25 protein-coding genes are annotated in these 25056 nt (G+C 68.0%); 12 read left to right on the top strand and 13 right to left on the bottom strand.

The features are described from left to right. Positions 1–126 precede the first annotated feature (126 nt). The 5 genes from Q7T84_RS03315 (at position 127) to Q7T84_RS03295 (ending at position 4257) form a co-directional block, all read left to right on the top strand. Complete coding sequence (locus tag Q7T84_RS03315; protein WP_304806282.1) at positions 127–1077, top strand: N-acetylglucosamine kinase; 951 nt, start codon at positions 127–129, stop codon at positions 1075–1077. After that, positions 1074–2345 carry a hypothetical protein gene (locus Q7T84_RS03310; protein ID WP_304806281.1) on the top strand — a complete coding sequence of 424 codons (1272 nt, stop codon included), beginning with the start codon at positions 1074–1076 and terminating at the stop codon, positions 2343–2345. The genes Q7T84_RS03315 and Q7T84_RS03310 overlap by 4 nt, the downstream gene beginning before the upstream one ends. Positions 2346–2355: 10 nt before the next feature. Then, the gene (locus Q7T84_RS03305) at positions 2356–3192 is read left to right on the top strand and encodes a polysaccharide deacetylase family protein (RefSeq protein ID WP_304806280.1); all 837 of its coding nucleotides are present in this window, start codon (positions 2356–2358) and stop codon (positions 3190–3192) included. Further along, complete coding sequence (locus tag Q7T84_RS03300; protein WP_304806279.1) at positions 3192–3809, top strand: TetR/AcrR family transcriptional regulator; 618 nt, start codon at positions 3192–3194, stop codon at positions 3807–3809. The genes Q7T84_RS03305 and Q7T84_RS03300 overlap by 1 nt, the downstream gene beginning before the upstream one ends. A gap of 109 nt (positions 3810–3918) precedes the next feature. After that, complete coding sequence (locus Q7T84_RS03295) at positions 3919–4257, top strand: PilZ domain-containing protein (RefSeq protein ID WP_304806278.1); 339 nt, start codon at positions 3919–3921, stop codon at positions 4255–4257. Here Q7T84_RS03295 and Q7T84_RS03290 read toward each other — a convergent pair. Beyond that, complete coding sequence (locus Q7T84_RS03290) at positions 4254–4514, bottom strand: DUF1272 domain-containing protein (protein ID WP_304806277.1); 261 nt, start codon at positions 4512–4514, stop codon at positions 4254–4256. The two genes, Q7T84_RS03295 and Q7T84_RS03290, sit on opposite strands and share 4 nt — an antisense overlap. 171 nt (positions 4515–4685) lie before the next feature. Here Q7T84_RS03290 and Q7T84_RS03285 point away from each other — a divergent pair, with 171 nt between their 5' ends. Further along, complete coding sequence (locus tag Q7T84_RS03285) at positions 4686–5375, top strand: PEPxxWA-CTERM sorting domain-containing protein (RefSeq protein WP_304806276.1); 690 nt, start codon at positions 4686–4688, stop codon at positions 5373–5375. A gap of 59 nt (positions 5376–5434) precedes the next feature. On the opposite strand, the gene Q7T84_RS03280 is transcribed toward Q7T84_RS03285, so the two are convergent. The 3 genes from Q7T84_RS03280 to Q7T84_RS03270 are packed head-to-tail and all read right to left on the bottom strand — an operon-like array spanning position 5435 to position 8941. Next, positions 5435–5695, bottom strand: coding sequence for a hypothetical protein (locus tag Q7T84_RS03280; RefSeq protein WP_304806275.1), 261 nt, complete (start codon positions 5693–5695; stop codon positions 5435–5437). 49 nt (positions 5696–5744) lie between these two features. Further along, the gene (locus Q7T84_RS03275) at positions 5745–8264 is read right to left on the bottom strand and encodes an ABC transporter permease (RefSeq protein WP_304806274.1); all 2520 of its coding nucleotides are present in this window, start codon (positions 8262–8264) and stop codon (positions 5745–5747) included. Continuing rightward, on the bottom strand, positions 8261–8941 hold the full coding sequence (locus tag Q7T84_RS03270) for an ABC transporter ATP-binding protein (RefSeq protein WP_304806273.1): 681 nt from the start codon (positions 8939–8941) through the stop codon (positions 8261–8263). The genes Q7T84_RS03275 and Q7T84_RS03270 overlap by 4 nt, the downstream gene beginning before the upstream one ends. Positions 8942–8996: 55 nt before the next feature. Here Q7T84_RS03270 and Q7T84_RS03265 point away from each other — a divergent pair, with 55 nt between their 5' ends. Further along, positions 8997–9641 carry an arylesterase gene (locus tag Q7T84_RS03265; RefSeq protein WP_304806272.1) on the top strand — a complete coding sequence of 215 codons (645 nt, stop codon included), beginning with the start codon at positions 8997–8999 and terminating at the stop codon, positions 9639–9641. Here Q7T84_RS03265 and Q7T84_RS03260 read toward each other — a convergent pair. The 4 genes from Q7T84_RS03260 to Q7T84_RS03245 form a co-directional block, all read right to left on the bottom strand. Next, positions 9638–10474: a GIN domain-containing protein gene (locus Q7T84_RS03260; RefSeq protein ID WP_304806271.1), complete on the bottom strand. Its 837-nt coding sequence runs from the start codon at positions 10472–10474 to the stop codon at positions 9638–9640. The two genes, Q7T84_RS03265 and Q7T84_RS03260, sit on opposite strands and share 4 nt — an antisense overlap. Beyond that, on the bottom strand, positions 10471–11037 hold the full coding sequence (locus Q7T84_RS03255; RefSeq protein WP_304806270.1) for a DUF1700 domain-containing protein: 567 nt from the start codon (positions 11035–11037) through the stop codon (positions 10471–10473). Before Q7T84_RS03255 ends, Q7T84_RS03260 begins: the two co-directional genes overlap by 4 nt. Continuing rightward, entirely contained in the window at positions 11034–11360 is a 327-nt protein-coding gene (locus Q7T84_RS03250) for a PadR family transcriptional regulator (RefSeq protein WP_304806269.1), read from the bottom strand. Before Q7T84_RS03250 ends, Q7T84_RS03255 begins: the two co-directional genes overlap by 4 nt. A gap of 84 nt (positions 11361–11444) precedes the next feature. Continuing rightward, positions 11445–12335: a hypothetical protein gene (locus Q7T84_RS03245; RefSeq protein WP_304806268.1), complete on the bottom strand. Its 891-nt coding sequence runs from the start codon at positions 12333–12335 to the stop codon at positions 11445–11447. 165 nt (positions 12336–12500) lie between these two features. Between Q7T84_RS03245 and metA the strand changes: the two genes are divergently transcribed. Together metA and Q7T84_RS03235 are read left to right on the top strand one after the other, a co-directional pair. Beyond that, positions 12501–13427: a homoserine O-succinyltransferase gene (gene metA / locus Q7T84_RS03240; RefSeq protein ID WP_304806267.1), complete on the top strand. Its 927-nt coding sequence runs from the start codon at positions 12501–12503 to the stop codon at positions 13425–13427. Next, positions 13424–14230, top strand: coding sequence for a peptidylprolyl isomerase (locus tag Q7T84_RS03235; protein ID WP_304806266.1), 807 nt, complete (start codon positions 13424–13426; stop codon positions 14228–14230). The genes metA and Q7T84_RS03235 overlap by 4 nt, the downstream gene beginning before the upstream one ends. 180 nt (positions 14231–14410) lie before the next feature. Here Q7T84_RS03235 and Q7T84_RS03230 read toward each other — a convergent pair whose 3' ends face one another. Further along, positions 14411–16057, bottom strand: coding sequence for an amidohydrolase (locus Q7T84_RS03230; RefSeq protein ID WP_304806265.1), 1647 nt, complete (start codon positions 16055–16057; stop codon positions 14411–14413). Positions 16058–16243: 186 nt separating this feature from the next. Between Q7T84_RS03230 and Q7T84_RS03225 the strand changes: the two genes are divergently transcribed. From Q7T84_RS03225 to Q7T84_RS03215, 3 genes are read left to right on the top strand one after another with little or no spacing between them, the layout of a single operon-like run. Then, entirely contained in the window at positions 16244–17968 is a 1725-nt protein-coding gene (locus Q7T84_RS03225; protein WP_304806264.1) for a hypothetical protein, read from the top strand. A 58-nt stretch (positions 17969–18026) separates the two neighbouring features. After that, the gene (locus tag Q7T84_RS03220; protein ID WP_304806263.1) at positions 18027–18671 is read left to right on the top strand and encodes a DUF47 domain-containing protein; all 645 of its coding nucleotides are present in this window, start codon (positions 18027–18029) and stop codon (positions 18669–18671) included. 4 nt (positions 18672–18675) lie between these two features. Further along, positions 18676–19692, top strand: coding sequence for an inorganic phosphate transporter (locus Q7T84_RS03215; RefSeq protein WP_304806262.1), 1017 nt, complete (start codon positions 18676–18678; stop codon positions 19690–19692). A gap of 44 nt (positions 19693–19736) precedes the next feature. On the opposite strand, the gene Q7T84_RS03210 is transcribed toward Q7T84_RS03215, so the two are convergent. From Q7T84_RS03210 to Q7T84_RS03195, 4 genes are all read right to left on the bottom strand, one after another. Continuing rightward, positions 19737–20864 (bottom strand): dipeptidase, encoded by a 1128-nt coding sequence (locus Q7T84_RS03210; RefSeq protein ID WP_304806261.1) that lies wholly within the window; start codon positions 20862–20864, stop codon positions 19737–19739. After that, entirely contained in the window at positions 20864–22207 is a 1344-nt protein-coding gene (locus tag Q7T84_RS03205; protein ID WP_304806260.1) for an amidohydrolase family protein, read from the bottom strand. Before Q7T84_RS03205 ends, Q7T84_RS03210 begins: the two co-directional genes overlap by 1 nt. Before the next feature lie 47 nt (positions 22208–22254). Beyond that, positions 22255–23706: a glutamate synthase subunit beta gene (locus tag Q7T84_RS03200; RefSeq protein ID WP_304806259.1), complete on the bottom strand. Its 1452-nt coding sequence runs from the start codon at positions 23704–23706 to the stop codon at positions 22255–22257. Between the two features lie 23 nt (positions 23707–23729). Beyond that, positions 23730–25056 (bottom strand): glutamate synthase-related protein (locus tag Q7T84_RS03195; protein ID WP_304806258.1); only part of this gene is annotated, 1327 nt, incomplete at its 5' end.

Genomic DNA, 25056 nt, shown 5'->3' with positions numbered 1-25056 from the left:
AAGTCTAATCCCCCCGACAGTTTTTCGAGCCCCCACGCGCCGCATCTTGCCATCCGCTCGGCGGCTGATAAAAAACTTAGTGATCACAAGAATTATTCGCGCACCCTGAGGCGCGGCAGGGCGGACATGATCTTCATCGGCCTCGACAGCGGCGGCGCGAAGACGGCGGGCGTACTTTGCAACGCCCGAGGCCAGGTCCTGGCCCAGGCCCGCGACGTCGGCGCGGCGATTGTCGGCCTGCCCGATCAGCCGTTCTACTCGGTCGTCGAGCCGATGATCGCCAGCCTATGCAGGCAGGCGGGCGTCACCCTGGCCGATGTCGCCCACCTCGCCATCGGCTTGAGCGGTGTCGACTATCCCGACGAGCAGGCGCAGCAGCATCGGCTGATCGCTGAGCGGCTGGGCCTCCATGGACGACTGACCCTGGTCAATGACGGCGTGGTCGCCCTCTGGGGCGCCTCGCCCGCCGAGCGCTCGGCTCTGGTCCAGCACGGCAGCGGGATTACCACCGCCCACCGCGACGCCTACGGGGCTGAGGCCATCTATGACAGCATCGACGTGGCCGAGGTCTTCGACCTGCGCCGCGCGACCATCGCGCTCACCGCGCGGATGATCGACGGCCGGGCTCCGCCGACCGAACTGCGTGACCTGGTCTTGGCGCATTGCCGAGTGGAGGCGCGAGATTTCGCCGCCTGGTTCTTCCGCGAGCCGGCCGCCAAGGCGCGCCGCGCCTCCATCGCCCCGGTGGTCTTCGACGCCTGGCGACAGGGCGATGTGGCCGCGACGCGGATCGTCGAACAGGCCGTCGCCGACTATGTCCTCACCGCCCAGGCCATGACCGCCGGGATGGCGGGGCGGTTCGAGATCGCCTTTGGCGGCGGCGTCATCAATCAGGGCGGCGCGGTCCTGCAAGACCTTCTGAAGGCGCGACTGGCGGCGGCTTGCCCCCAAGCGGTCCAGGTTCCCGTCGCCCTGGCCCCGGAAGTCGGCGCCGCGGTGCTGGCCGCCTTCCAGATGGGGCGCCCCCCTCGCCCGCTATTCGCCTCCCTCGCCCAAGCCCTGGAGACCGCCTCATGACCGAAATCAGCCTGTGTATCGTCGGGGCCGGCGGCAGCTACACGCCGGAAATCGTCGAGGGCGTGCTGGCGCGGCCTGACCTCGGGATCGCCGAACTCAGCCTGATCGACTCCAACCCCGAGCGCCTGGCGGTCATGACCGGCCTCACCCGCCGGATGGTGCAGGCGAGTGGCCAGAATATCTCGGTGCGCGAGAGCGCCGACCTCGCTGTCGCCGCCAAGGGCGCCGACTTCGTGGTCACCCAGATCCGCGTCGGCGGCATGGCCGCCCGTCAGATCGATGAGACCATCCCGCTGCGCTACGGCGTGATCGGCCAGGAGACCACCGGGCCAGGCGGCATGTTCAAGGCCCTGCGGACCATCCCGGTGATGATCCAGGTCGCCCAGGTGATCGCCGAGGTCGCGCCGAACGCGATGATCTTGAACTACACCAACCCCAGCGGGGTGGTCACCGAAGCTGTCCTCAACCACACCAGCGCCAGGCTGGTCGGTCTCTGTTCCAGCATTCCGCTCATGCAGGCCAGGCTCCGGAGCATGCTCGCCGCGCAATTCGGCGCCGTCGAGATCGCCAGTGTCGGCTTGAACCATCTGGGCTTCATCCACGCCATCACCGTCAAGGGCGAGGACGTGACGCCGGCGGCTATCGCCTGGCTGGCCCAAGCCTACAACGGCGACAACGCCCTCTTCGCCTCGGCCCTGAAGATCGCCCCCCTGCTCGGCGCGATCCCGGTGGAGAAGTACGCAGACCTCTATTTCCATCGCCGCGCCGAACTGGCCGAACTGCAAGCCGCGTCCCGCACACGCGCCCAGGCCGTCATGGACATCGAGGCCGAGGTCCTCGCCGAGGCCGCGGACCCCGCCGTCCACACCAAGCCGCCGGCCCTGATCCGGCGCGGCGGCGAAGGCTATAGCGGCGTCACCTTCGACACTCTGGACGCCATCCGCAACGACCGGGGGACGAAGATCGTCATGAGCACTCTGAACCGGGGCGCGGTCGCCAGCCTGCCTGACGACGTCGCTGTCGAAACCCTTTGCCGTGTGGACGCCCAGGGCGCCACCGCCCTGCCGGTCGGTGAGATCCCGCTGGCCTATCGCGGCCTGGTCCAGGCGGTGAAGACCCACGAGACCTTGACGGTCCAGGCGGCCATGACCCGCAGCCGCGACATCGCCCTCCAGGCCCTGCTCGCTCATCCGCTGGTCGGCGACCTCGACGTGGCCGCGCCAATGCTGGATGAATTGCTGAACGCCCACGGCCTGAACTTCCACTGAGGACCGCGCGATGATGAGCCTTGTCGAACGTCTCGGATACGGTCCCGAAGAGCGGCTGCTGATCGTCAATTGCGACGACATCGGCTCCAGCCACGCCGCGAACCTGGCCTGCCTCGAAGCCATGCGCGAGGGCGTGGCCACCAGCGCCACCCTGATGGTCCCCTGCCCCTGGGCGCGGGAGGCGGTGGACATGTTTCAGGGCCTCGACGTCGGCGTCCACCTGACCCTGACCGCCGAGTACCCCGGCTATCGGTGGCGCTCGCTGACCGGCGCCTGGTCGCTGCACGACCAGGACGGCTACCTGCCGACCAATGTCGGCCATGTCATGCGCCATGCCGATCCGGAGGATGTGCGCCGCGAGTGCCGCGCCCAGATCCAGCAGGCCATCTCCTGGGGCGTCGATGTCACCCACATCGACTCCCATATGGGCGGCAACCAGATCGATCCGCGGTTCTTCGAGATCTATGTGGAAATGGCGCTTGAGTTCGCCCTGCCGCTGCGGATGGTCGGACCAGGCCTCGAGGCCAGGCTCGGCTTCCCGTGCCGGGCGCAGGCCCTGGCGCGAGGCGTGGTCTTCCCCGACGAGTTCGTCTCCGAATGGGGCAGACCGACCGCCGACTTGCTGGCTCAGGTCCTGCCCGCGCTGGAACCCGGTGTCGCCGAGGTCAATCTGCATCCGGTCTATGACGGCCCAGAACTGCGCGGCTACGACACCACCCAGGCCCATATCCGGGTGAACGACCACGCCTGCGCCATGTCCCGGCAAACCGCCGAACTGATGGCCGGCCAGCGGCTGCGCCCGATCAGCTTCCGTCCGCTGCGCAACCTGCAGCGCGGCATGATCTGATGACATCTTCGCCACCTGGAACCCGGCAGCCGCGCGGCCGCGCCCGGCGCACGGCGGTGCTGGAGGCCGCACGCCGCCTGTTCTCGCGGCAGGGCTTCAAGGGCGCCAGCCTGGCCGCCATCGCCCAGGAGGCGGGTCTGACCGACGCCGGCCTGCTCTATCATTTCCCCACCAAGAACCACCTGTTGCTGGCGGTGATCGCGGAAGGCGACCGCGAGCAAGACGAGACCTTGGAGCAGGTTCGCGACGCCCGCGGCCTGCCCCTGTTGCTGCGAATGGCCGAGTTTGGCGCCGACTTGGAGGCCGATCCGATCCTGACCGCGCTGGATGTCACGCTCTCGGCCGAGCACCTGCAGGACGGATCGGAGATCAACGCCTATTTCGTCCAGCGCTATGAGAGCTTCCGCGCGATGCTGGCCGAAGCTTTTCGCGAAGCCGCCCAAGCCGGCGATCTGCGGGCAGACCTAGACCCCGACCTGGAGGCCGCCAACATGACGGCGGTGCTGGACGGGCTGCGCCTGCAGTGGTTGCTCAGCGGCGGCGCGGTCTCAATGGCGGACGGAATGCGCGCCTACGTGCAGGGTCTGATTAAAGGACTTTCAGCGTCTCAACCCTAGGACGCGACGAAGCGCCGCCTTTTCACGCGCCACAATTCGTGTGCTTTCAACGCTTTGGGAAGACGATAAGGTTAAGCTAGCCGAAAGCGTTTCCTGTCAGGAAGAGCCCGTGAGCGCCCTCAACGACATCGACCGTCGCGAATCCCCCCGCCAGGACACCAACCTTCGGGCCCGGGTCTTCTATGGCCCCGCCATGGCCCATTGGGCCGATTGCTCGATCGTCGATCTCAGCAAGGGCGGCGCGCGGTTGCAGATCTCATCGATCTATCCGCTGCCGCCACGGTTCGTCGTGCTGCAGCTTCAGGGCGGCGTCGTCTATGACGTGCGCACGCGCTGGCGGCGCGGCGACATGACCGGCGTGGCTTTCGACGCCCAGACCCAGATCGCCACCAACACCGAAGAACGCCTCACCGCCGCCCGTCAGGCCTGGGAAGCTCTCAAAAGCTAGGCCGCCGACCTGCGCGCGACACAGGCCTCGCCAGTTCCCAGCACCCGCTCGCTCGAAGCCGGCCTGCTCGCCAGCAACGAGACCGGCCGGATCGGGCGCGGCGCGAAGTTCCCGCCGCAGTTCGGGCAGACCCCGTTCAGGACCTGATCGACGCAGTCGGCGCAGAACGTGCACTCGAAGGAGCAAATGCGCGCGTGCGGCGAGGCGGGCGGCAGGTCCCGGTCGCAGCACTCGCAATTGGGCTTCAGCAACAACATCGCAGGGCTCCTTCAAGTCTGGAGCGATCTAGCGCCGAGCGGGCCGGGCGCGGAACGACATAATTCCCTCAATGACCGACAAACTCGCCTGCCAGGTGGCGCCGCCTTTGCGATGTGACAATTCGTGAATTCAAATTGGGACGCCGCGGCGGCCCACATCGGGGGCTGAATATGAATATCAAGGGTCTGGTCTTGGCGCTGGCCGCCGGTCTGTCGATCTCCACCGCCGCGCAAGCTGGCGTCACCGTCCACAACGGCGATTTCCTGGGCGCAACCGGCAACTCCAATGGCTTCGAAGCCATCGGCGGCACGTTCTACAATGGCGCCGCCGGCTACACCGAAGGCGGCGTCAAGGTTCAGTACGTCGGCCGCGAGTTGACCACCCTGACCACCCTGAACCCAGTCGGCAAGCACAGCTGGACCCCGCTGGGCGGCGGCTCCGGCTACACCAAGATCTCGCTGGCCGACGGCGGCGACTTCAGCGCCATCGAGTTCCTCGCCGGCGGCAGCAACTGGTTTGGTAACGCCAAACTGCAATACCAACTGTTCCAGGACGGCGCCTTGGTGTTCAGCGGCTTCGTCAACGGGCTCGGCAACATCGCCTCATCGTCGTTGAAGACGATCGGCTTCTCTGGAACCGATGGCCAACTCTTCGACGAACTCCGGGTCCAAAGCATCAGCGGCAATAAGTTCAACAAGTATGGCTACGATCAGCTCATCCTGGACAACATCACCATCAGCGCCCCGCTGAGCAGCGCCGTGCCGGAACCGGCCACCTGGGCCATGATGATCATTGGCTTCGGCGCTGTCGGCTCAATGGTCCGCACCTCGCGTCGCCGTCAGGCCTATGCCTTCGCCTAAGCTCTAGCGCTTAAGACATCAGGACGCCGCTCGCCGAAAGGCGGGCGGCGTTTTGTCGTTCAGGCGTCCCAGAAGCGGCGGCCGCCGGTGCGCGCGACATGGAAATCGCCGCTGACCGACAGCACGATCCAGTCGCCGGGCTGGGCGATGGTCCATCCGTCGGGGGTGCAGACCTGCACCGCGCCGGCCTCGGTCATGGCCTGGGCGTCGTCGCCCAGCCAGGCCCACAGCTTGTGCCAGCTACGAGTGTCATGCGGCGGCGGCACCCTTAGCGCGGCGCCATGATCGAAAGCGGGACTGGTGTGCTGAGCGGACATCATTAACAGGAATACGCGCTGCGTTGGTGACCAGATTCTTAATATGGGACGATCATTCAGCACGAAGTGCGGCAGCCGGTCGTTTGGCGAGCGCATGCAGCGACGCCAACACACCCCCCAGCCCGGCCATGACAGCCGCGCCTCCGACCAAGGCCGCAACCCCGGTCCAGTCAACGGCCCAGTCCGCCTTGAACACCAGCGTCACCACCGGCCAGGCCGCCAGGCACCCCAGCGCGACGCCAGTCAGGCCGGCGATCACCCCTACCGCGCCGTACTCCAGCACGTAGGCGGAAATGATCTGCAATCGTGAAGCCCCCAGCACCTTGAGGATCGAGGCTTCCCGCGTCCGCGCCTGAGCCCGGGCGGCGATGGCCCCGGTCAGCACCAGCAGGCCCGCCAGGGCCGCCACCGCCGCCGCGCCACGGATCGCCAGGGCCAGCCGGTCGAACAGGTCGGTGGCCGCTTCCAGTTGCTCGCGCACCGAGATGACGTTCACCTCCGGGAAATCGCGCCCCAGGGCCTGGGTCACCCTCGTCTCCTGCGCCTTGTCGCCCTTGGCGATGGCGACATGACGCAATTCCGCGCCCTCCAGCGCCGACGGCGTCAGGACCAGCGGGAAACTCGCCCCGAAGCCGCCGACATCGACCTTGCGCAGGACCGCGAGCTTCGCCTCGATCTCCCGGCCCAGGACTTGGAGGGTCACAGTGTCGCCGACCTTCAGCCCGCCGGCCTTGGCGGCGTCGATCTCCATGGCGAGCAGCGGCGCGCCGGAATAGGCCGCTGGCCACCACCTGCCCTCGATCACCTGCGCCGACGGCGGCTCGGCGCCGATGGCCGAGATCGAGATGTCGTTGTCATAGGCCCAGCGCTCCTTCTCGGCGATCGCCTTGCGGTCCACCGGTTTGCCGTTCAGCGCCACGACGCGCCCGGTCAGGAAGGGCGCGCGCAGATAATTGTCGACAGTGAGCTTCTCGCCGAAAGCGGCGCCGACCACGCGGTCGAACTCGGCGGCCCGCGCGCCGGGGATCTCGGTGAACACCATGGCCGGCGCGGTCTTGGGCGCCACCTCGGCCACCTGACGCAGCAGGCTGGACTGGATCAGCACCACCGAGGCCAGCAGTCCCACCCCAAGGCCAATGGCCGGAGCCGCCGTGCGCGCCGCCGAGCGCGGCCCAGCCAGATTGGCGAGCCCCATCCGCAGCGATCCGCGCGTGCCCGCCCGTAGCCGGCCCGCAGCCTTCGCGGCCAGCAGGCCCAGACCCCAGAGCAGGACGAAGGACACCGCCACTCCGCCGATCATGAGGCCCGCCGCCAGCGGCGTCGGGGCCGTCAGCACCGACAGCGCCGCCAGGGCCAGGCCAGCAATGGCCGCGCCCACCGTCTCGACGCTGAGCTTCAAGCCGCCCTGGACGTCGCGGCGGAACAGGCTGGCGGGCGGCGTGGCTCGGGCACGCGCCAGGGGAACCAGCGAAAAGGCCGCCGCCGACAGCAGGCCAAATGCGCCAGCGCGGATCAGCGGTCCCGGATAGAGCGCGAACAGGGCCGGAACCGGAAGGTCGTCGGGGATCAGCCCGCCCAACACGAACGGCGCGGCGGCCCCCAGCACCAAGCCGATGGCCACGCCCAACAGGGCCAAAACCCCGATCTGCGCCAAATAGAGATTGCGGATGAAGGCGCCCTCGGCCCCCAGCGCCTTTAGCACCGCGATGGCCGGCTTGCGCTCCTCCAGGAAGGCGGTGACGGCGCCGAAGACGCCCAGGCCTCCGGCCACCAGCGACGCCAGGCCGATGAAGCCCAGGAAGTATTCGAGCTGATCGATCAGCCAGCGGATGCCGGGCGCGGCGTCCTCGCGGTCGCGCATCCTCACGCCGCTATCCTCGATCACCTTGCGCAGCGCCTTGCGGGCCTGGGTCGGCGATACGCCGTCCGGCAGGGCGATCCGCGCCGTCTCGACGAACTGCAAGCCCGGCTGCAGGAAGCCGCCCGCCTCCACCGCTTGGCGACGCACCATGACGCGCGGCCCCAGCGCAAAGCCTCGCGACAGCCGGTCAGGTTCCTGCACCAGCACGCCGCGCACGATCAGCGGCAGCTCGCCGACCAGGATGTGGTCGCCGATCTTGAGCCCCAGGCGATCGAGCAGCACCCGCTCGACCACCGCCCCGGCCACGCCGCCCTGCGGCGCCAGCGCCTGCGCCAACCCGCCACCGCCCTCCAGCGTCACCTGCCCCGCCAAGGGGTAGGCCTCGCTGACACCGCGAAGCTCCACCAGCCGCCGTTCGCCGGACGGAGCCTGGGCCATGGCCCTCGCGGCGACCGCCCAGGCGGTCTTGCCGGTCGCCTCGATGGCCTGGCGCTCGGTGGGATCGAACAGCCTCTGCTCGACGGTGACGGCCAGGTCCCCGCCAAGGATTTCCCGCGCCTGGCTGGCCAGGCCCTGGCGGGAGGCCTCCGCCGTCGAGCCAGCCGCCGCGATGGCCGCCACGCCCAGCGCCAGGCACGCCAGGAAGATCCGGAACCCCTTCACCCCCGAGCGCAGTTCACGGGCGGCGAACCGCAGGGCCAAAAGGGTCATGCCGGCGACGCCATGCCGCCGCCCAGCCGCACCTGCCGGTCGGCGCGAGCCGCGAGGCTGGCGTCATGGGTCACCAGAACCATGGCCGCGCCCTCTTCCGACACCAGGCCGAACAGCAGGTCGGCGACCATGGCCGCGTTGACGGCGTCGAGATTGCCGGTCGGCTCGTCGGCGGACAGCAAGGCCGGCCGCGGCGCGAGCGCGCGCGCCAAGGCGACGCGCTGCTGCTCACCGCCCGACAGCTGGTGCGGATAGTGCCGCAGGCGGCCGGACAGCCCGACGCGATCCAGCCACTCACGGGCCACGCGGTCGGCGTCCGAGATCCCGGCGATCTCCAGCGGCGCGGCGACGTTCTCCTCGGCCGTCATGTTGGGCAGCAGGTGGAAGGCCTGGAAGACCAGCGACACCCGACCACGCCGCAGCCGCGCGCGGCCGTCCTCGTCCATCTTCGCCAGCGGCCGGCCCAGGAGCTCGACGCTCCCGGAGGTCGGCCGCTCCAGCCCGGCGGCCACGGCGATCAGCGACGACTTGCCCGAGCCCGACGGCCCGGTGATCGCCACGCGCTCGCGCGGCGCCACGGAAAAGCTCAAGTCTCGCAGGATTTCCACGGGACCGGCCGCTGACGGGAGGGTGAGTGAGACATCTCTCACGACGAGCGGCGGATAGTCTTCGGACAAGGAGACCTCAGGGGTGATTGAGCTTCACGGGGTATGACCTAGATAGGACAGCAGAATGGACGACACACCCAGAAGCTTTCCGACCCGGCGCGTCATGCTCGCCGCCGCCTTGGCCGCATGGCCAGCTCAGGCCCTCGCCCAGACGCGGCCGGTGGTCACCGTGCTCGGCGACTCGATCACCGCCGGACTTGGCCTGCCCAGCAACGCCGCCCTTCCCGTCCAACTCCAGGCGCAGCTTCGCAAGCTGGGCGCTAACGCGGTGGTGCGGGGCGCCGGCGTCTCCGGCGACACCACGGCCGGCGGTCTGGCGCGGGTGGATTTCAGCGTCCAGAAGGACACCACGGTCTGCATCGTCGCGCTGGGCGGCAACGACCTGCTGCAGGGACTTGATCCCAAGCGCACCAAGGCCAACCTCGACAAGATCGTCGCCCGACTGCGGGCGCGGAAGATCGCCGTGGTGCTGGCCGGGCTGCACCCGCCGCCGGTGATCGGCAAGGCCTATGCCCGCGAATTCCAGGCTGTGTTTCCGGCCGTGGCCAAGGCGCACGGCGCGATCCTCTATCCCAACCTGCTGGCCGGCGTCACCCAGGTCGCGCGCCTGAACCAGAGCGACGGCTTCCATCCCAACGCCCAGGGCGTGATCGTCATCGCCCAGGGCCTGGCCCCCGTCGTCGCCCGCGCCCTGAAGACACGCAACTAGGTCTTCGAAGCCGAGACAGGCAGCGGCGCTGGCGCGGGCGTATCGACCGCGTCGCTGCCGTCGTCGAACATCACCCGGCCTGAGCCGGCGCGGTCGGTCTCCAGCCGCTCGGGCCTGGTGGTCAGCTTGACCTCGCTGGAGCCGGACGACTCGATCTTCGCCGACAGCCTGGGCGCGATGGACGCCTCGCTCGTGCCGGAGACGTCGGCGGTGGCGGATTCAGTGATCACCTGAGACAGGTCGGCCTCGCTGGACCCCGACAGATCGAGGCTGACCTGTTTGGCCTCGCCTCGCACGGTCACCTCCGACGAGCCGCTGGCGACGATCGAAAGCTTGTCCTGCTTGTAGTTCGATATCTCCAGCTCGTCGTCGCCGCCCAGGTCGAACTCGGTGACGGCCGGCGCGCTCATCACGACCCGGAGCCGAACATAGCCCTCTACGGGCTTGTCCAGGCTCAGCTTTCCGCCCGACAGGGTCACCCGCTCGATGACGTCGCGCGGCCCGGTGATGCTGACGCGGCCAGGTCCGGGCGACTGGGTGAACTCGATGCTGGCGGGGATGGCGAACACAACCTTGGACGAACCGTCCCAGGCCAGTTCCCGCGTCGCCGTCGAGGCGACCGGCGGCCGATCGTGATCGCCGTCGTCGCGATCATGATCGTGCCGATCGAAGCGGTCGTCGATATCCCAGTTGGAATACCAGCCCCACTTGTGGGTCGCCAGTTCAGGTCCACCCAGGGCGGCGGCGCTGGCCAGCGCCACGATGGCGACGAAGAAGCCGGTGATGGCGATCAGGACAAGGACACGGATCATCGGATTGGCCACCTTGCTCATGACTTAGGCTCCATGGCGGGCTTCAACAGCCGGTAGTGCAGGCGTCCGTACCAGACCAGGGCATTGACCAGGCCGATGACGCAAAGGGTGAGGATGGCGCCCAGCGACGCCGCGGCCGCCATCAGGCCGATGCCGCCGAGCAGCGCCACGGCCGCTCCGCCTGGGGGATTGAGGAACGGACCGGCGGCGAAGACCACCCCGCCGCCCACGAAGATGGCGATGGCCGCCACGATCAGGCCAAACAGCGTCCCGGCCACGGTCATCAGGATCGGCAGCAGGATGAGGATGTCGATGGCGCCGAGCCCGAGCACGGCGAAGATCGCCCCCGCGGCGGAGGTCGGATTGCGCTCTTCCTCCCACCGCTTCAGGCCGGTCTCGGCGCGCAGTTCGCGGGCCAATCGGGCCGGATCGCCCAGGGCGTCGGCCACCTCTTCCTCGGTCCGGCCCGCGGCCAGCCCCTCGGTGAAGTGGGTCTCATAGTCGGCGACGGCCTCGGCGATGGCCTTGGGCGGCAGGCCCGACAGGCCCAGCCGCAACCGGTCGATGAACGCTTGGCGGTTCATGCGGCGTCTCCCAAAATGGCTTCGACCGCGCGGGAAAATGCAGCCCATTCCGCCTTTTGCGCGGAAAAGCTCTCAACTCCAGCCTCGGTCAGTTTGTAGTATTTACGCGGTGGCCCCGCCGAACTCTCGACCAGATAGGTGTCCACCAACCCGTCGTTCTGCATCCTCCGCATCAGCGGATAGATGGTGCCTTCCCCCATATCGATCCCTTCAGCCAGGCGGCTCGCGATCTCGTAGGCGTAGCTGTCGTGTTGGGAGAGCAAGGCCAGCACGCAAAGCTCGAGCACCCCCTTCTTCAGCTGGACTTGAACGGCTTCGACCACGAGACATCTCCAATGTTCGCTAGTACGTACCGCAAGGTAGTGTGCGTCACAAGGTAGCTTGCATTACATCTTAGTAAGCCGCGCTCACGCCGCGACATAGCCATGCGCGGACAGGCTGATGAGCGCCTGGCTGGTGATCACCCCGCTCCATTCGACGTGCGCCTCCGCGTCCCACGGCTCCCAGCTCGGGCGCCACCCGCCGTCGTCGCCCTGCGATGCGATCAATCGCTCCGCCTGGCGCTCAAGGCCGCCGCGGACCACCTCGTATCCGAACGAGCCCGGCGTCGGGATCAGGCGCAGGAGGTCGAGATGCTCGTCGTCAGGGTCCGCCGCCATCAGCGACGGAAGAAGCAGCGCCTGGAGGCGCCCTCGCACTTCGGCTGGCAGCCCGTTCGTCTGGACAAGCCGCATGCAGCAGCAAAGCTCGTAGGGACTCTCGATCACCCCCGCGGCCTCGACGGCGCTCAGCACGCCCTGGCTCACCCGCTCCAGAACCTCATCCGGCACGTCGGCGCGGTGGTCGTACAGGTAGCCCAGCAGTTCGGCCGTGGGATTGAGAACATAGCCCCGAAACCGCGCCAGATTGGGCGCCCACCACGGGGCGTGCCGCCCTTCATCGACCCGCTCGTCAATGGCCGGCCAAACCCAGGCCCGCCGATCCAGCGTCGCAAGCAGGTATTTGATCGCGGCGGGGGCTAGGTAGCCCTGCGCCGCTAGGCCAATCCCGCGCATGTACTGAAAAGCAATACTCGTGGCGATGGCGCTGGGCGCTGGCGTTCGAATGTCCGGCTCCAACGCGCGTCCAAAGCCGCCTTCCGAAGTTTGGAACCTCGCCAACTCCGCGATGACCAGGTCCGCCGAGCCTGCGCTCGTGGGCAGGACGTAGTCGAGATAGGCCCGGTCCAACGGTCGGGCGGTTGTCTCGACAAACCGGCGAGCCCGCTGGACCGCCGCTCCGGAGATCATCCTCGCCATCGTCGAACTCCGGGCCATCGCCGCTCGCCCACCCTAGGCCCGAGGCCCCGCCGATGACAAATGACCCCGCCCGCACATCTAGCCGAGCGCATCGCCTGCCACAGGCGCTATACGGATGGCCAAATCACCTCGGCCGCCAGGGGCGCGGCCTAGCGAGACCAGTCGATGCCGATTAAAATTCCAGACGACCTCCCCGCCCGCGCCACGCTCGACGCCGAAGGCGTCATGGTGCTGGGTGAAGCCGACGCCGTGCGCCAGGACATCCGGCCGATGCGTATCGGCCTGCTCAATCTGATGCCCAACAAGATCAGGACCGAGACCCAGATCGCGCGACTGCTCGGCTCGACGCCGCTGCAGGTGGAGCTGACCCTGGTCAAGATGACCAACCACGTGGCGCGCAACACCCCCAGCGACCACATCATCTCATTCTACCACGACTGGGAGGACATCAGCGTCCAGCGGTTCGACGGCTTCATCATCACCGGCGCCCCGGTGGAGACCATGCCGTTCGAAGAGGTCACCTACTGGGACGAACTGCGCCGGATCTTCGACTGGACCCAGACCAACGTTCACGGCTGTTTCAACATCTGCTGGGGCGCCCAGGCCGCGGTCCACCACTTCCACGGCATGCCCAAATACCTGCTGGAGGAGAAGGCGTTCGGCGTCTACCGCCACCGAAATCTCGCGCCGGCCTCGCCCTATCTGCGCGGCTTCTCCGATGATTTCTCGATCCCGGTCTCACGCTGGACCGAGGTGCTGCGCGCAGACATTCCCGCCGCTAGCGGCATGAATATCCTGATGGAATCCGACGAGGCGGGCCTGTGCCTGCTGGACGATCCGGCCCACCGCTCGCTGCACATGTTCAATCACATCGAGTACGATTCCGGCTCGCTCAGCGAAGAGTATTTCCGCGACATCGCCGCCGGAAAGGCGATCGCCCCCCCGCACAGCTACTTCCCCGACAACGATCCGACGCGGCCGCCGGAAAACCGCTGGCGCAGCCACGCCCACCTGCTGTTCGGCAACTGGATCAACCAGCTCTACCAGACGACGCCCTTCGACCTGTCGAAGATCGGCCAGGCTGGGACATGATCCGCGCCCTTGCTCTCGCCGTCGCCCTGCTCGCCCCGGCCGCCCATGCGGGCGAGTGGCGGGCGCTCGATCCCGCCCAGACCCTGGTCATCGACACCACCAAGGGCCGGATCGTCGTCGAGATGCGCCCTGACTTCGCGCCGCTGGCGGTCGAGCGGGTCAAGCTGCTGGCGCGCGAGGGCGTCTATGACGGCCTGCTGTTCCACCGCGTGGTCGATCACTTCGTCGACCAGACCGGCAATCCAGACAACAAGGACGGCGGGGTCTCGCGTCACCCCGACCTCGCGCCGGAATTCACCTTCCGCATGAAGCAGCCCGGGCACGCCGCCGTCGTCGCGCGGTCCAGCGACGCGATATCGGGCTTCGTCGGCGCCACGCCCTTCGCCGCGGCGTCCGACATCGAGCTTCAGCGCAACCCGCAGGCGGGCCGCCTGGCCTGGGGCGCCTATTGCCCCGGCGTCGCGGGCATGGGTCGCCAGGCCGCCGAGACCACCGCCAACTCCGAGATCTTCTTCATGCGCGAGGCCAGCCGCCGGTTGGACCGCGACTACACCGTCTGGGGCGCGGTGGTTCAGGGCCTGGACGTCGTCCGCGCCATGACCGTCGGCGAGCCGCCGGCCCATCCTGACCGGATGATCAAGGTCCGCCTCGCCGCCGACCTGCCGCCCGTCGAACGGCCCCGGATCGAGATCCTCGACGAACACAGCGCCGCGTTCGGTGCGCTGGTCAAAGAGGTCCGCGCCGCCAAGGGCGCCGATTTCACCGTCTGCGACATCCAGGTCCCGACGCGCTCGGTTCCTTAGCGCCCCGTGCGAATGGGCCTGGACCGCCGACCCTAGGCGGTTATCGCGCTCGTCGCGCCACGGCGGCTGGGCGACGCCCTGCTGCTGCGGATCGAGGGCGGCTATCTCCACCACGCAGTTGTTCGAGACGAACCGCCCCTCGGCCGAGGTCGGACGCGCGGCTGAGGCCCGGATCGACGCCTACCGGGGCGCTTCGTAAACGACCTTGCCGCCCACGATGGTCATCACCGCATGCGCCTTGGCGATGTCGGCGAACGGCGCGGTCATCAAGTCGACGGAGAACACCGACAGGTCAGCGGGCTTGCCGACCGCCAGAGTCCCCAAATCGCCCTCCTGGAAGGCCGCATAGGCCGGCCCGGCGGTCAGCATGGTCAGCGCCTGCTGGCGGGTGACGGCTTCATCCAGCCCCCACTGCGCTCCGGCGAAGCCCTTCAGGTCGTGGCGGTAGGCGGCGGCGTAGAACTCCACCAGCGGATCGCCCTTCTCCACAGGAGCGTCCGATCCGGCCGCGATCACCGCGCCGGTCTTCAGCAGGCTCTCCCAGGCATAGGCGCCCTTCAATCGTTCGCTCCCCAGCCGGCTCGGTGCGAAGAACAGATCGCCGATCGCGTGCGACGGCTGCATGGACGCCACAACGCCAAGCCGGGCGAAGCGCGGTAGGTCGTCCGGGGCCAGGACCTGGGCGTGCTCCACCCGCCAGCGCGCGGCCTTCAAGCCGGCGGCGTCGGGGCCATAGGCCTGCTGGTAGGCGTCCAGCACCAGGCGGTTGCCGCGGTCGCCGATGGCGTGGGTGGCGATCTGGGCGCCGGAGGCCTTGGCCTGCGCCAGCACGGCCTTGATGGTCTCGGGTGGGGTCAGCAGCAGGCCGGTCCCCTCCGCATCGGCATAGGGCGTCAGCAGCGCCGCACCGCGCGATCCGAGCGCGCCATCCATGTACAGCTTCACCCCGCGCGTGCGGACCAGGCCGCTGGCGTCCTGCGAGGGGCCCCGCGTCAGCACCCCCTGCCCTTCGGTCTGGGTCATATAGTTGTCGACGCGGATCGGCAGCTGTCCCTGGGCCGCCAGCGCGACCTGCATCGCCACCTCTTGGGCCGAGGCCCCCATATTGTGCAGGCCCGTCCAGCCCCTTGAGGCGTAGAGGTCGACACCGCGCTTCACCGCCTGCGCCTGCATCTCCGCGCTCGGCTTCGGCAGCTTGGCCTCGACCAACTCCATCGCATTGTCGATCAGCATGCCGGTCGGCTCGCCCGCGCTGTCCTTCAGGATCTGGCCGCCCGCCGGGGCGAGCGTGCCCGGGGTGATTCCCGCCAGGGCCAGCATCTTGGAATTGGCGACCAGGGCATGACCGTCGGCGCGGGTCAGCACCACGGGACGGTCGCGAACCGCCCGGTCCAGGTCGGCGCGACTGGGAAAGCGCTTCTCGGGCCAATGGGTCTCGATCCAGCCGCGGCCGACGATCGGATCCGAACCCGGATGCTTGGCGTCCCAATCCTGCAGCCGCCGGGCCAAGGCCTCGATCGAAGGCGTGCCCTCAAGGGTCAGGGTCATTTCACGAAAGCCGACGCCAGACAGATGGGCGTGGGCGTCGACGAATCCGGGATAGGCGGCGGCTCCCTTCAGATCGACGTCCCGGGCGGCCGGCGCGGCCTGGCGCGCGCCCGCCAGCGGACCGGCGAAGGCCACCTTGCCGTCCTTGATCGCCAGAGCCTCGACCTTCGCACCGCCCGTATAGATCGGACCTCCGTGGATCAGCAGGTCCTGCGCGCTCACAGGCGAGGCCAGCGCCAGGCCGGCGCTCAGGAACAGGGGGCTCAGGATCGCGCGCATGTCGGCCTCATCGAGTCATCAAGACGTCATTGATCAACGATCTTGGCGTGCCTGGAAACAGGCGTGACCTTTCCCCGCTCATTTCACCAAGCTGCGCCGGGGCGCCTAGCCAGGGTTTCCGACACCGGCCAGATTGCCGGCATGAGTCCGAGGGCGGCGGGACGAGCGACGGGGACGGGCTTGCGCATGGGCGCGGGTCTGTTGGCGCTCGCCTTGCTGGGCGTCCTGCTCGTCTATGCCGGCCGCATCTTACTGGATCTGCCGTTCTATCCGGCCACCGAGGGCGGCTATCTGATCCAGGCGCTGTACGGAAAGGCGATGCCCGGCCACCCCGACCTGCTGCCGGGCGTCCAAGGCCTGAACAACACCGCCTTCTTCCTGATCGTCCGGGCCACCACCTACGTCACCCAGGACCTCTTGGTCTGGCTGCGCGTGCTCGGAGCCTGCGCCTATTTCGCCGGGCTCTTGCTGGTCTATCGCAGCACGCGAAGCGAGGCTGGACAATCGCCGCCGCTGGGCTTCCTGCTGCTGGCCCTGACCTTCCCCTACTATCGCTTCGCCTTCGCGGCCTTGCCGGACGGCTGGTTCGTCGGCGTCCTGGGCCTGCTCGTCCTGGCGACCGGCCGCGTCTATCTTGGCCGCCCGATCCTCCACGCCATGGCCGCGGGGGCGTTGTGCGCCGTCCTGGTGTCGCTCAAGCCCCAGGGCCTGGCGGTCGCCATGGCCGTGCTGATCCTGGCGCTGCTCGACGTCGCTCTCGGGCGGCGGGATGTTCGGGTCTTCATTGGGCGCGTCTCGGTGTTTTCGACCGTCTTCCTAGTCGGGGGAAATCTCATCCTGCTGCTGGGGGGTCAGCCGATCGTCTCGCCCTTCGCCTTCCTGTTCAGCGGGCCAGAGCTCGCGGCGATCAGCGACCGGGTGACGACGGAGGCCTTGGAGGCGACGACCCGGTCCCTGGCCCCCCTCATCTCGTCGTTCCTGCTGTTGGCCGGCGTTCCGGCGCTGACCGGCCTGCTGCGGATCGAGATGCGCTGGCGCTGGATCACGGCGCGCAAGCTCGGCCCCTTCCGCCTGGAGCGGCAGGAGATCGCCTTCCTGTTCGTGCTGACTTCGCTGATCATCACCCTGGTGATGACGGCCGCCTTTGGAGTGGCCGAACCCCACCGCATCCTGGGACGAGACTTCGAGGCCTTGGCGCCGATCCTCTGGCTGACCGCCGCCCCGTTCATCGCCGAGTTCGACCGCGATGGAGCGCGCTGGTGGCGGAGCGCCATGGGCTTGGTCGTCGCGGTCGGCGTCGCGGGCCTTGCGATCTGCCTGTTCAGCGGCGCGCTCGCCTTGCCCTGGGACACCGCGGCGCTGAACGCCTTCTTCCGGCCTGATCTGTCGCGGCTCGATCTGGCCCCCGCGATCCCCTACTTCGCCCTGGCCACCGTGGCGGCCCTTGGCGCCGCCGCCGCCATGGCCTTCACCGTCTGGCCCACCCAGCGGATTTGGCTCGCCACCTTCGTGGTCCTCGCCGCGCTCGCGACCCTGGTCGATGTCGCGTGGGAAGACTCATTGCGCCCGGCGCGCGCCGCCCTGGGCGCCGAGCTTCGGCAAGCCGACCTGATCGTGGCTCAACGATTGGGCGGCGTGGCCGTCATCGCGCAGGACGAGAGCATGGCCCATCAGGTTTTCCTGGGCCTTCGCGGGCGGCCCCAGACCGTTCTGGTCGGCCCTGACGCCACCCGCCCAGCCGGACGACTCGCCGATATCGACACCGTGGTCGCCATTGGCGTTCACCCCCCGCTCCAGAACTGGAAGCCAGTGTTCCAGGGCAAGGCGCTTCAGGTGTTCGAGCGCGCCTCACCGCCACACCTGCACGTCAGCGGTGGCGAACCCCTTGGGTCGGACGCAGGAAGCAGCTAAGAGCGCGCGGGAACAGCGCGCCTCCGCGGTCGCGACCCACATACGACGGACGGAAAAGATGCTGAGCTGGTTCCAGGCGATTATGCCGAAGGAATTGAAATTCTTCACGCTTTTCAGCGACCACGCTGAAACGCTGGTTGAAGGGGCGAACGCCCTGCGCGACATCATGAAGGGCGGCGACGGGGTTGCCGAAGCCTGCGCCCGAGTCGTGGCGCACGAGGACGCCGCCGACCACATCACGCGTGAGGTGTTGCTGAACGTCCGCCGAACCTTCATCACCCCGTTTGATCGGGGCGACATCAAGGACCTGATCACCTCGCTCGACGACGCCATCGACCAGATGCAGAAGACCGCCAAGGTGGTCACCTTGTTCGAGCTTCGCGAGTTCGAAGATCCGATGCGCGAAATGGCCGACATCATCGTCGAGGCCGCCCTGCTGACCCGTGAGGCCGTGGGCCTGATGGCCAACATGCGCCAGAACGTGACCCGCCTGAACCAGCTGACCGAACAGATCACCCACATCGAGGATCGCTCCGACGTCATCTACGACGCCGGCCGCAAGGCGCTGTTCCTGGCTCACCGACATGACGACCCCATGGCCTTCGTCGTCGGCGTCGATCTCTACAGCCACCTCGAGAAGGTGATGGACCGCTTCGAGGATGTGGCGAACCGCATCAGCGGCATCGTGATCGAGCAGGTCTAGACGCGTGGAGCTCCTTGCTGGCTACGGGCCGCTGCTGATCTTCCTGATCGTCGTCGCGCTGGCGTTCGACTTTCTGAACGGCTTGCACGACGCGGCGAACTCGATCGCCACGATCGTGGCGACCCGGGTGCTGCCGCCCTTCGCCGCCGTGGCTTGGGCGGCGTTCTTCAACTTCATCGCCTTCCTGTTCTTTGGCCTGCACGTGGCCAAGACGGTCGGTTCGGGCATCATCATGCCCGAGCTGATCAGCGACGGCCTGATCTTCTCGGCCCTCATAGGGGCCATCGGCTGGAACCTGCTGACCTGGTGGATGGCGATCCCCTCCTCCTCGTCGCACGCCTTGATCGGCGGCCTGGTCGGCGCGGGGCTCGCCAAGGCGGGCATGAGCGCCGTCGTCTGGGGCGGCCTCAGCAAGACCGTCTTCGCGATCGTGCTTTCCCCGGCCACCGGCTTCTTCCTGGCCTTGCTGCTGGTGCTGATTGTGTCCTGGACATTCGTGCGCTTCACGCCCTGGGCCGTGGACGGGGTGTTCCGCAAGATGCAGTTCGTCTCGGCCTCGCTCTACTCGCTGGGGCACGGCGGCAACGACGCCCAAAAGACCATGGGGATCATCGCCGCCCTGCTGATCGCCCACGGCATGGGCCCGGCCAATGGCGAGTTCCACGTCCCGCTGTGGGTCGTGCTGTCCTGTCAGGCGGCCATGGGTCTTGGCACCCTGTTCGGCGGCTGGCGGATCGTCCACACCATGGGCTCGCGGATCACCAAGCTCTCGCCGATGCAGGGCTTCTGCGCCGAGACCGGCGGGGCGATCACCCTATTCGCAGCGACCAGCATGGGCGTCCCGGTCTCCACCACCCACACCATCACCGGCGCCATTGTCGGGGTCGGCGCCGCGCGCCGCGTCTCGGCCGTGCGTTGGGGCGTGGCCAAGGAAATCGTCACCGCCTGGGTCGTCACCCTTCCTGCGGCGGCGCTGATCAGCGCCCTGACCTACTGGGTCGCAGGACGCTTCATGGGTTGAAGCTCTAGCGCGCGGCTCCGTTCCCGCGGAGCCGCGCTCTTGGCTTAGCCCCAGACGCGCTCGGCGTAGGACACGAAGTTCGCGCCCAGCACCTTCTCGATCACTCGCGGCTTGTGGCCCTTGGCCTCCATCATCGCGGTCAGCTTGCGGAACTGATCGGGTCCGCGCAGATCGATGATGAAGGGATGGGTGTCAGCCCGCTCGCCCTTGGCCGCGATGCCGGCGGCCTTGCGCTCTTCATGCTCCACGGCGATCGCGGACCTGTAGGCCTCCATGTCGTCAATGGTCGCCACCGAGCCGTCGGTGCCGATCCCGACATGGTCCTCGCCGCAGACATTCAGGGCGTGACCGATATGGGCCACCACGTCGTCTGCCTTGGCATAACTGTCGGGGGCCAGGAACGGCATGAAGTAGATGCCGACGAAGCCGCCCTTTTCGGCCACGCCGCGCAGCTCGGCGTCGGTCTTGTTGCGCGGCAGGTCGGTCAGCGCCCGACAGCCGGTGTGGTTGATCGAGATCGGCGTCTTGGAAGCGGCGATAGCGTCCAGGCAGGTGCGCTCGCCCGAGTGCGACAGGTCGACCATCACCTTGGCGGCGTTCAGCTTCGCGACCACCTTACGGCCCTGCTCGCTCAGGCCACGGTTCTCCGGAACCATCGAACCGTCGCCGAGCATGTTGGCCGGATTATAGGTCAGTTGAACGATCCGGACGCCGCGAGCGGCGAACTCATCGACCCGTTCAGCGTGCTCGCCGATCTGGACCGCGTTCTGGAAGCCGTAGATCACCCCGATCTTGCCCTGCGCCTTGGCCCAGCGGATGTCGGCGGCGGTGCGAACCAGCAGCAGCTTGCCGCTGTTGTCGGCGATCACCTTGTCCCAGGCGTCGATGGTTTCCAGCGTGTAGGTATAGGGATCCTGCGGACCGGCCACATAGCCAAGCGTGATGTTCACCGCCGTCAGGCCCGAGGCCAGGGCGTCACGCAGCGCGCGTTCGTCAAAGTCTAGCCTGGACGTGTCGGCGGCCAGTCCGGCCGGGCGGCCGATCTGCAGGTTCGGGTTCGCCAGGCCGCCCAGGGCGTTGACGATTATCGGATCGCTGGCGCTAGCGCGCGCAAAGGCGGGCATGACGGCGAGGGCGGCGGCGAAGCCCAGGGTCTGGCGGCGCGAAATCATCAGTCTTCCTTCCGAACGGCGGCGTCCGCCTTGGGGTCATAGTCGGTTCGCGGATAGGCCTGCCCGCGCTTGACGGTCAGGGTCAGGCTCCGCAGGGCCCCGATATCCTTCGACGGGTCCTGGCGCGTGAACACCAGGTTCGCCAGCTTGCCGGCCTCGATGGTGCCGAAGTCCGGATCCTTGCGGACCGACAGCGCCCCGTTGCGGGTCGCCGCGACGATGGCCTGCATCGGGGTGAAGCCCGCGCGGTTCACCAACAGTTCGAGCTCTTCATAGAGCGCCGGGAAGGGCGCGTCTGGAGCCGAGAAGCCATCGGTGCCCGCCGAGATGATCACCCCGGCCTGCAGCGCCTGGTTGGTGATCTGGGCGGCCAGTTCGGTCGAGCAATAGGGCTTGGTCGGACGCCCTTTCATGGCCTCGTAGATCCGCACGGTGGCGTCCAGCACCACCCCGTCGGCCTTCATCTTGGCCAGCAGCTTGGCGATCTCGGGATGTACCGACGTGCCGAACTTCTCTTCCTGGACCGCCGCGCGCTTGTGGTACTGGCCGGGGATCTGGTCGGAGACCTGATAGGCGAGCATGCAGACGTGGCTGACGACGTCGGCGCCGGCGTCCAGAACCTGGGCCGGGGTGGCCGGGAACACCGCCGCATGCGCCCAGATCGGCACGCCCTGGCGGTGGGCCTCGGCGGTGATGCGCGCCACCTCTTCGCCCGACAGGTTCGCATAGATCTTGATCGCCGAAGCCCCGATGCCGCGCGCCTGGGCGACGGCCAGCGGCAGGTCGGTCTGTGGGGTGATCGCCTGCATCCAGGAGACTTCGCCGCCCTTGGCGCCCAGCGAGGCGGCTTGGACGCGCTCATCCTCGAAGAACGAAGGGCCGGCCATCAGGGCCGCGTAATAGATGTCGGGTCCGGGGATCTCGCCGATGCGTGTGGCTCGCGCCAAGTCCGCGACGTTGCGCAGATCATCGGCCATGTCGCGGATGGCGGTGACGCCGCTGTAGAGATCGCGCCGCAGATGGGCTTGCGCAAACGGCCGGTTCGGCGGCGTCGCCAGATGCTCGTGACTGTCGATCAGGCCCGGCAGCGCATACTGGCCGGCCATATCGACCACCACCGTTTGCGGCGGCAGTTTGAAGGCGATCTCGCCGTCCTTCCAGACCCGCTCGATCCGCTCGCCCTTGACCAGGATCGACATCCCCGGCCGGGGCGGCGCGCCCGTCCCGTCGATCAGGCTCGCGCCCTTGTAGACCGTAAGCTTCTCGGCCTGCCCTTCCGCCAAGGCGAAGCCGGGAAGAAGGGCCAGGCAAGCCGTCAATACGGCGAGGGACGAACGGATCATGCCGCAGCCTAACGCGGCCGCCCTCGCCGGCTCAACGGCAAAGCTTGTCAACGCGGCAGCTTGCTGGTTCCCATCAGATAGGCGTCCACCGCCTGGGCGCACTGACGGCCCTCGCGGATGGCCCAGACCACCAACGACTGGCCGCGACGCATGTCGCCGCAGGAGAAGATGTTCGCGGCGGTGGTTTGGTAGTCGCTGACCGGCGCCTTGACGTTGCCACGCGGGTCCAGATCGACCCCCGCCTGCGTCACGAACCCGGCGTGGCGCGGACCGACGAAGCCCATGGCCAGCAGGACCAGATCGGCCTTCAGCTCGAACTCGCTGCCCTCGACCGCGGACAGGGACTCACGGCCGTCGTCGCCGACCACCCACTCCATCCGCGCGCACACCATGGCCTCGACCTTGCCGTTCGAGCCGATGAAACGCTTGGTGGTGACGGCGAAGTCGCGCTCGCAGCCCTCTTCGTGGCTGGACGAGGTCCGCATCTTCAGCGGCCAGTCAGGCCAGGTCAGTTGCTTGTTCTCGCGCGCCGGAGGCTGCGGCATGATTTCGAGCTGTGTCACCAGGGCCGCGCCGTGGCGGTTGGAGGTGCCGATGCAGTCCGACCCGGTGTCGCCGCCGCCGATCACCACCACATGCTTGCCGGTGGCCGAGATTGCGCCGCCCGGCGCCGCGCGCAGTTCGTCGTCGCCGGCGTTGCGCTTGTTTTGCTGGGTCAGGAAATCCATCGCGAAATGGACGCCCGACAGTTCGCGGCCGGGGATCGCCAGGTCGCGCGGATCTTCCGCCCCGCCAGCCATGACCAGCACGTCGTAGTCGTCCAACAGCCGCTGGACCGAGACGGTCACGCCGACTTCGAAATTAGTGCGGAAGATCACGCCTTCCTGCTCCATCTGCGCGACGCGGCGGTCGATCAGATGCTTCTCCATCTTGAAGTCGGGAATGCCGTAGCGCAGCAGACCGCCGATGCGGTCGCTCTTCTCGAAGACGGTCGGAGCGTGACCGGCGCGCGCCAGCTGCTGGGCGCAGGCCAAACCCGCCGGGCCCGAGCCGACGACGGCGATGCGCTTGCCGGTGCCGCGCTCGGACATCTGCGGCTTGATCCAGCCTTCCTGCCATCCACGATCGACGATCTCGCACTCGATCACCTTGATGGTGACCGGGGTGTCGACAATGTTCAGCGTGCAGGACGCCTCGCACGGGGCGGGGCAGACGCGGCCGGTGAACTCCGGGAAGTTGTTGGTCGACTGGAGGTTATCCAGCGCCGTCTTCCACTGGTCGCGATAGACCAGATTGTTGAAGTCCGGGATCTGGTTGTTCACCGGGCAGCCCTGGTGACAGAACGGAATCCCGCAATCCATGCATCGCGACGCCTGTTGGGCCACATCGGCCTGCGGCATCGGATGGACGAATTCCTTCCAGGTCTTCAGACGCTCCTGCGGGGCGTCGTAGGTGCGTTCCTGGCGCTCGATCTCAAGAAAGCCGGTGGGCTTACCCATGTTCTTACTCCGACTTCTAAGGGCTATTCGGCCGCGACGGCGGCTGCCGCCTGGCGTTCGGCGGCCATGTCCATCAGGGCGCGCCGGTAGTCCTTAGGCATGACTTTCACGAACGAGCCCAAGGCCTCGTCCCAGTTTTCGAGGATCTCGCGGGCGCGGGCCGAGCCCGTATAGAGGTGATGCCGCTCGATCAAGATGCGCAGGCGCTCGGCGTCGAACCGCAGCACGTCGCCCATCCCGTTGTTCTCCACCGACAGCGAGCGCTGGCTCGGTCGGAAGGGTTCGTCCTCGCGGGTCGTCGGCCCTGACGGCTCCACCTTCTCCAGCTCGACCATGGCCGAGTTGCAGAGCGGCGTGAACCGGCCCTTGGGGTCATAGACATAGGCCACGCCGCCGGACATCCCGGCCGCGAAGTTGCGGCCCGTGTCGCCCAGCACCACGACGACGCCGCCGGTCATGTACTCGCAGCCATGGTCGCCCAGGCCCTCGACCACCGTCACGGCGCCGGAGTTGCGCACGGCGAAGCGCTCGCCCGCCACGCCCTGGAAGTAGGCCTCGCCCGCGATGGCCCCGTAGAGCACGGTGTTGCCGACAATGATGTTCTGGGTCGGATCGCGGTTGGACTCCGGCGGCTGGCGCACGACCACCCGGCCGCCCGACAGACCCTTGCCCACATAGTCGTTGCCGTCGCCGGTCAGCTCCAGGCTGACGCCGCGGGCCGCGAAGGCGCCGAAGCTCTGCCCCGCCTGGCCGCGGAATTTCAGCGCGATGGTGTCTTCCGGCAGGCCAGTGTGGCCGTAGCGCCGCGCGACCTCGCCCGACAGCATGGCGCCGGCGGTGCGGTTGACGTTCTTGATGGCGTATTCACGCATCACCGGCTCGCCCCGTTCCAACGCCGGCATGGCGTCGGCGATCAGGGTGTTGTCCAGCGCCTTGCCCAGACCGTGCTCCTGGCGGTCCATGTTCCAGAGGCCCTTGGCCCCTTCCGGAGCGGCGGCGTAGAGCAGCTTCGACAGGTCGACCCCGCCGGCCTTCCAGTGATCGACGGCCTCGCGCATGTCGAGCCGGTCAACCCGGCCGATCATCTCGTTGATGGTCCGGAAGCCCAGCTCGGCCATGATCTCGCGCAGCTCTTCAGCCACGAAGAAGAAGTAGTTGATCACGTGCTCGGGCTGGCCGGTGAAGCGCGCGCGCAGCACCGGGTCCTGGGTCGCCACGCCCACCGGGCAGGTGTTCAGGTGGCACTTGCGCATCATGATGCAGCCGGCCGCGATCAGCGGCGCGGTCGCGAAACCGAACTCGTCGGCGCCCAGCAACGCGCCGATGGCGACATCGCGGCCGGTCTTCATC

Source organism: Phenylobacterium sp. (assembly GCF_030654915.1).
Lineage (GTDB): Bacteria > Pseudomonadota > Alphaproteobacteria > Caulobacterales > Caulobacteraceae > Phenylobacterium.
This window is presented reverse-complemented; position numbering and strand designations above follow the sequence as displayed.